This window comes from Streptomyces sp. NPDC056361 (genome assembly GCF_042262805.1).
Taxonomy (GTDB): Bacteria; Actinomycetota; Actinomycetes; order Streptomycetales; family Streptomycetaceae; genus Streptomyces.
The window spans coordinates 1-6,478 of record NZ_JBHJQI010000207.1 but is presented as its reverse complement, the minus strand read 5'-3'; the positions used below and the strand labels follow the sequence as shown (position 1 = coordinate 6,478).

At 75.4% G+C, this 6,478-nt stretch carries 5 protein-coding genes; all 5 read left to right on the top strand.

Annotated elements, in window-relative coordinates; all coding sequences use genetic code 11:
• The first annotated feature begins 103 nt into the window (after nt 1-103).
• The 5 genes from ACFCY7_RS37610 (at nt 104) to moeZ (ending at nt 6,427) form a co-directional block, all read left to right on the top strand.
• Nucleotides 104-1,831, top strand: a complete 1,728-nt coding sequence (locus ACFCY7_RS37610) for a glycosyltransferase (RefSeq protein ID WP_376490582.1) — start codon at nt 104-106, stop codon at nt 1,829-1,831.
• A gap of 13 nt (nt 1,832-1,844) precedes the next feature.
• A complete protein-coding gene (locus ACFCY7_RS37605; protein WP_376490581.1) occupies nt 1,845-3,356 on the top strand; it encodes a hypothetical protein in 1,512 nt (503 codons plus the stop codon).
• A gap of 126 nt (nt 3,357-3,482) precedes the next feature.
• Nucleotides 3,483-4,454: an NAD-dependent epimerase/dehydratase family protein gene (locus ACFCY7_RS37600; RefSeq protein WP_367822443.1), complete on the top strand. Its 972-nt coding sequence runs from the start codon at nt 3,483-3,485 to the stop codon at nt 4,452-4,454.
• Nucleotides 4,442-5,185 carry a spherulation-specific family 4 protein gene (locus ACFCY7_RS37595; protein ID WP_376490580.1) on the top strand — a complete coding sequence of 248 codons (744 nt, stop codon included), beginning with the start codon at nt 4,442-4,444 and terminating at the stop codon, nt 5,183-5,185. Before ACFCY7_RS37600 ends, ACFCY7_RS37595 begins: the two co-directional genes overlap by 13 nt.
• Nucleotides 5,186-5,248: 63 nt before the next feature.
• A complete protein-coding gene (gene moeZ / locus ACFCY7_RS37590) occupies nt 5,249-6,427 on the top strand; it encodes an adenylyltransferase/sulfurtransferase MoeZ (protein WP_376490579.1) in 1,179 nt (392 codons plus the stop codon).
• The last annotated feature ends 51 nt before the right edge of the window (nt 6,428-6,478 follow it).

Below are 6,478 nucleotides of genomic sequence, written 5' to 3'. Positions count from 1 at the left end.
GGACAACCGTCCGTCGCACCACCGGTGTCTCCGCTTACGTTCTTCCCGCTGCGAGTCACCGGACCAACGGTGGCCGCCGTCAAGGGAGATCGGGGGTGCACCCATGCGGATCGGACTGCTCACGGAAGGCGGCTACCCGTACGCCACCGGCGAGTCCGCACCCTGGTGCGACCGACTCGTACGCGGGCTCGGGCAGCACCAGTTCGACCTCTACGCCCTCGGCGGCCCCGGCACCCCGCTGCCGCTCCCCCCGAACGTCCGCGTCGTGCGCACCGCCGACCCGGAAGGCCCCGACCAGGACGGCACGCCGAAGAACCGCCTCGAACGCGCCGCCTTCGGCGACGGCCGCGCCACCCGCCGGGCCTACGGCCGACGCGAACGGCGCCGCTTCACCGAGGCCTTCCACGCCCTCGCCACCGGCCTCTGCCGCGAGGTCGAGGCCGCGACCGAGTCCGGACCGGCGGCGCCGACCGGGCCCGTGCCCGGGTCCGGACCGGCGACGGACGCGACCGATCCCGGCGGTGCCCAGTTCGCCGGCGGGCTCTACGCGCTCGCCGAACTCGCCCGCGAGCGCGGCGGACTGCCCGGCGCGCTCCGCTCCGACGACGCCGTCCGCGCGCTGGAGACCGCCTGCCGCGCGCCCGGCGCACGCCGGGGCGCGGCGGCCGCCGGACTCCGCGACCACCTCGCCTTCGCCGACCACCTGGAGCGGGCCCTCCGTCCCCTCTCCTTCGACTGGTACACCGAGGACGCACTCGGCGCGGCCGACCTCTGCCACGCCGCCGCCGGAGGCACCACCGCCCTCCCGGGCCTGCTGGCCAAACGCTTCTTCGGGACCCCGCTCCTCGTCACCGAGTACGGCGTCCCGCTCCGCGCCCACTACCTCTCCACCGCGGGCGCCGACCGCTCCGCCCCCCTGCGCGCACTGCTCGCCGCCCTCCACGGACGGCTCGCCGCCGAGACCTACCGGCAGGCCTCCCTCCTCACCCCCGGCAACGCCCACGCCCGCCGCTGGCAGGAGAAGTGCGGCGCCGACCGGAACCGCATCCGCACCGTCCACCCGGGCATGGCCGCCGACCGCTTCGCCGAGATCGGCGAGGACGAGGAGAGCGGCGACCCCGCCACCCTGGTCTGGGTCGGCCGCGTCGAGCCCGCCAAGGACCTGATCGCCCTCCTGCACGCCTTCGCGGAGATCCGGGCCCGGCAGCCCGACGCCCGGCTGCGGATCGTCGCCGTGCCCGAGCGCGAGCCGTGCGGCGGCGCGTACCGCGCCCACTGCAAGGGGCTCGCGGCCCAGCTCTTCCCCGACGAGGCCGCCGGCGCGCACGCCGTCGGCGAGAACCCCGTCACCTTCGAGGAACTCGGCGGCCCCGAGGCTCCCACCCTGGAGGACACCTACGCCTCGGGCGCGGTCGTCGTCCTCTCCAGCGTCGTCGAGGGCTTCCCGGCCAGCCTCGTCGAGGCCATGTTCTGCGCGCGCGCCACCGTCTCCACCGACGTCGGCGCGGTCGTCGAGATCATCGGCGGCACCGGCCTCGTCGTCCCCCCGCGCAACCCCCGGGCACTCGCCGACGCCTGCCTCGCGCTGCTCCGCGACCCCGAGCGCCGCTACCGGCTCGGCGCCGCGGCCCGCGCCCGCGCGCTCGAACTCTTCACCGTCGAACAGAACCTCGGCGCGTTCCGCGACATCTACCTCGAACTCCTCTCGCACGCGCCCGTGCGCCACCGCCCCGGGGACGGCGTGCCCTTCGCCCACCCCGCCGAGGCCCATGTGCCGGGCAGCTGGAAGCACAAGGCCGTGACCACGGGCTCAGGAGGCCCCGATGCCTGAAGGAGGCACTCCCATGCGCGGCCCCGCCGCCCCGACGAGCCCCGGAGCCTGGGACGCCCGCTCCGAGGCCCTCCTCGGCACGCCCGCCCTGACCCCGCCCCCCGACCCCGCCCCGACGCCCGGCCTCGACCTGCGCGCCCCCGAGGGCCCCGCGCCCCGCACGGAGGCCCACGAGGCCCACGCGGACCACGAGGCCCACGCGGACCACGAGGCCCACGCGGACCACGAGGCCCACGAGGCCCACGAGGACCGGAGCGACGCCGCCGCCGACCCCGCCCACCCGGCCGACCCCGCCCACCCGGCCGACCCCGCCGCCCCCGCCGACCCCATGGGCGCCCCGCCGTCCGGGATAGCCGCGGCCCCGGAAGCGACCGTGACGCCGCTCCCGGAGCCTGGTCCCGACCTGCCCGGCGCCCCGGTGCGGGGCGTCGCGTGGAGAGGGGAGCCGGAGGCCCCGGCGGCCCCGGGCGGACGGGCCGCGGCCCCGCGGCCCCGGCGGGGGAACGCCGACCCCGTCAAAGTGCTCATGCACCGGCACCGGGAGCTCTGCGAGCGGGCCGTGGACCCGCTGGAGGTCGCCGCCGGCCTGGAGGCGCAGGGGTTCACGGACCGGACCGCCGCGCGGTTCCGGCACCGGGACGTGTTCTCGCTCGCCGAGGAGCTGTACGCGCGCGTGCCGCGCGGACCCGAGAAGGCCGCGCCCGCGCCGGACCCGGAACCGGCCCGCGCCCCCTGGGCGCTCGCCGTGTTCGCCCCCGGGGCCGTCGCCGGGCTCGCGGGCCTGGGACTGACGTTCGCCTACGGGCCCGCGCGGATCGCCGTCGGGGCGGTCGCCGCGCTCGCGCTCGGCGGGGCACTGCTGCTCGCCGTGCGCCAGGGGCCGTTCCGGGTGCCCGACGGCGGAGCCGTACCCGCCGCCCGGCTCTGGACGCTCTGGCTCCTCGCGTACGCGGTCGGCGGCGACGGGCTGCTCCGGCAGGTGCTCAGCGGGGGCCCCGACGGAGCCTGGGACCTCGCCCCCGGCCCCGTCCTCGGGCTCGCCCTGGCCGTGGCACCCGCCGCCTGGTGCGCGCACCTCTTCGCGTGCCGGGCCCGCCGCCGGATCGCCGACAGCCGGGGCCTCGCCGACTTCGCCGCCGCCACCAGGCCGCTGCTCCTCGCCACCGTCACCGTCCAACTGCTCGCCGTCGCCGCCCTGCTCGGCGTCACCGCGTTCAGCCCCGGGGCCCTCGCCCTCGGCGCGCTCCTGCTGCTCGCCCGGCTGCTCACCGTGCACGGCTTCCCCGACACCGCTTCCACGGCCCTCGCCGCCGCCTGCGCCGCCGAGGCCCTCGCCCTCGCGAGCGTCCTCGCCGCGCGGGTCCCGCTGCCCGGCATCGACGGGCTCGGCGCCCCCGTGCGCGCCGTCGTCGACGCCTGGGGTGCCGGAGCCGTACCCACCCTCGTCTGCGGTGCCGCCGCGCTCGGCCTACTGGCCCACGCGACCGGCGCCCTCGCCCGGGCCTCGGCCCACGCCACCCCATGAGTTCGGCACCCGCGGAGCCGACGCCGCGGGCGCGCCCCGTCACCTCTCTCATCACCTCGCAAGGAGACCGAAGACCATGACCCCTCAATCCCAAGGACCCGCCGGTCGGCACGTAGGGGCCGCACGATGAGGGTGCTACTGCTCGGAGCCAACGGCTTCATCGGCCGCTTCGTCGCCGACCGGCTGCTCGCCGACCCGGCCGTCCACCTCACCGCCCTCGGCCGGGGCGACGACGCCGACGTCCGCTTCGACCTCGCCTCCGGCAGCCCGGGCGCGCTGACCCGCTTCCTGGACGCCGTCCACCCGGGCGTCGTCGTCAACTGCGCGGGCGCCACCCGAGGCGGCGCCCGCGAGCTGACCCGGCACAACACGGTCGCCGTCGCCACCGTCTGCGAGGCCCTGCGCCGCAGCGGCTGCGGCGCCCGCCTCGTCCAGGTCGGCTGCGCCTCGGAGTACGGGCCGAGCCAGCCCGGCTCCTCCACCGCCGAGGACGCCGTGCCCCGCCCCGGCGGCCCGTACGGGGTGTCGAAACTGGCCGCCACCGAACTCGTCCTCGGCTCCGGCCTCGACGCCGTCGTCCTGCGGGTGTTCTCGCCCGTCGGCCCCGGCACGCCCGCCGGCTCCCCGCTCGGCCGGCTCGCCGAGGCGATGCGCCGGGCGATGCAGGCCGGGGACGGCGAGCTCAAGCTCAGCGGCCTCGGGGTGCAGCGCGACTTCGTCGACGTACGGGACGTGGCGCGGGCCGTGCACGCGGCCTCGCTCTCCGCCGCCCAGGGCGTCGTCAACATCGGCACCGGGCGCGCGGTCCGGCTCCGGGACGCCGCCGCCGTCCTCGCCAGGGTCGCGGGCTACTCCGGCAACCTGCACGAGCTGGACGCCCCGCACGGCCTGGCGCAGCGCCCGATGATCGGCGCCCCCCGCACCGAGGGGACCATCGCCGACCAGCTGGCCTCGGCCCCCTACCCGTACCCCGACGGCTGCGGCACCTGGCAGCAGGCCGACGTCCGCACCGCCCGCGACCGGCTCGGCTGGCGGCCCCGGATCAATCTGGAGGAGTCGCTCGCCGACATCTGGATGGAGGCGGCGTGTCGTATCTGACGACCACCGCCACGGGGGCCGTCCAGGCGCTCGGCGTGGGCGTCCCCGGCTATGCCCACCCGCTGCTCGCCCCGGTCGAGTGGGCCGAGCTCACCCGCCCGGGGACCCCGGTCCACTGGGCGGTGCTCAACGTGGCGGAGGGCCCGGGGAGCCGGCCCGACCCGCACTGCCTGGACGCGGCCGGGAAGCTCCGCAACGCGGGGGTCAGGGTCCTCGGGCACCTGGACGCGGCCCACGGCGGCCGACCCTTCGGGGAGATGGTCTCGGACGCCCACCGCTTCCTCGACTGGTACAAGGTGGACGGCTTCTACCTGGACCGCGCCCCCGCCGACCGGGCCGACCTGGCCGGGACGAGGCGGGTCACGGCGACCCTGGAGGCGGTCCTCGGCGGCGAGGCCCATCTCGTCCTCGGCCACGGCACCCACCCGCATCCGGGGTACGCCGAGGTCGCCGACCAGCTGGTGACCTTCTCCGGCTCCTGGGTGGACTACCGCTGGTCGCAGGTGGCGGAGTGGACCGCCGACTACGCGGAGGCGAAGTTCGTCCATCTGGTGCACGGGGTCCCGCGCACCCACCTCGACGAGGCCCTCCGGGTCGCGCGCTGGCAGGGGGCGGGGACGATCTTCTTCACGGACCGCCCCGGGGGTCCGGGACAAACCGCGCCATTCCACTCGCTGCCCGGCTACTGGGACGAAATCGTCTCGCGGATCGGACCGGGTGTCTCGGAATGAGGAGGGGCGTGGCAGTGTTACGGGGAGAACAACCGTACTGACATACCGACAACCGGAGTCCCCGTGTCGCTGCCACCCCTGGTCGAGCCGGCTGCCGAGCTCACCGTAGACGAGGTCCGCAGGTACTCCCGCCACCTGATCATCCCGGACGTCGGGATGGACGGGCAGAAGCGGCTGAAGAACGCCAAGGTGCTGTGTGTCGGCGCCGGTGGCCTCGGCTCGCCGGCGCTGATGTACCTGGCCGCCGCCGGCGTGGGCACGCTCGGCATCGTGGAGTTCGACGAGGTCGACGAGTCGAACCTCCAGCGCCAGATCATCCACAGCCAGGCCGACATCGGCCGTTCCAAGGCCGCGTCGGCGCGCGACAGCGTGCTCGGCATCAACCCGTACGTGAACGTGATCCTCCACGAAGAGCGGCTCGAAGCCGAGAACGTGATGGAGATCTTCGGCCAGTACGACCTGATCGTCGACGGCACGGACAACTTCGCCACGCGCTACCTGGTGAACGACGCCTGCGTGCTGCTGAACAAGCCGTACGTCTGGGGCTCGATCTACCGCTTCGACGGCCAGGCCTCGGTCTTCTGGTCCGAGTACGGCCCCTGCTACCGCTGCCTCTACCCGGAGCCCCCGCCGCCGGGCATGGTCCCGTCCTGCGCCGAGGGCGGCGTCCTGGGCGTGCTGTGCGCGTCCATCGGCTCCATCCAGGTCACCGAGGCCATCAAGGTCCTGGCCGGCGTGGGCGACCCGCTGGTCGGCCGCCTGATGATCTACGACGCCCTGGAGATGCAGTACCGCCAGGTCAAGGTCCGCAAGGACCCGAACTGCGCGGTCTGCGGCGAGAACCCGACCGTCACCGAGCTCATCGACTACGAGGCCTTCTGCGGCGTCGTGTCCGAGGAGGCCCAGGAGGCGGCGCTCGGCTCGACGATCACTCCCAAGCAGCTCAAGGAGTGGATCGACGAGGGCGAGAACATCGACATCATCGACGTCCGCGAGCCGAACGAGTACGAGATCGTCTCGATCCCGGGCGCGCGTCTGATCCCGAAGAACGAGTTCCTGATGGGCACCGCCCTCCAGGACCTCCCGCAGGACAAGCGGATCGTCCTGCACTGCAAGACGGGTGTCCGCAGTGCGGAGGTCCTCGCGGTGCTCAAGTCCGCGGGCTTCGCGGACGCGGTGCACGTCGGCGGCGGCGTGATCGGCTGGGTCCACCAGATCGAGCCCGAGAAGCCGGTCTACTAGTCACCGGCCGGACGACGGCAAGCGGAAGGGCCCGGACCTCGTGACGAGGTC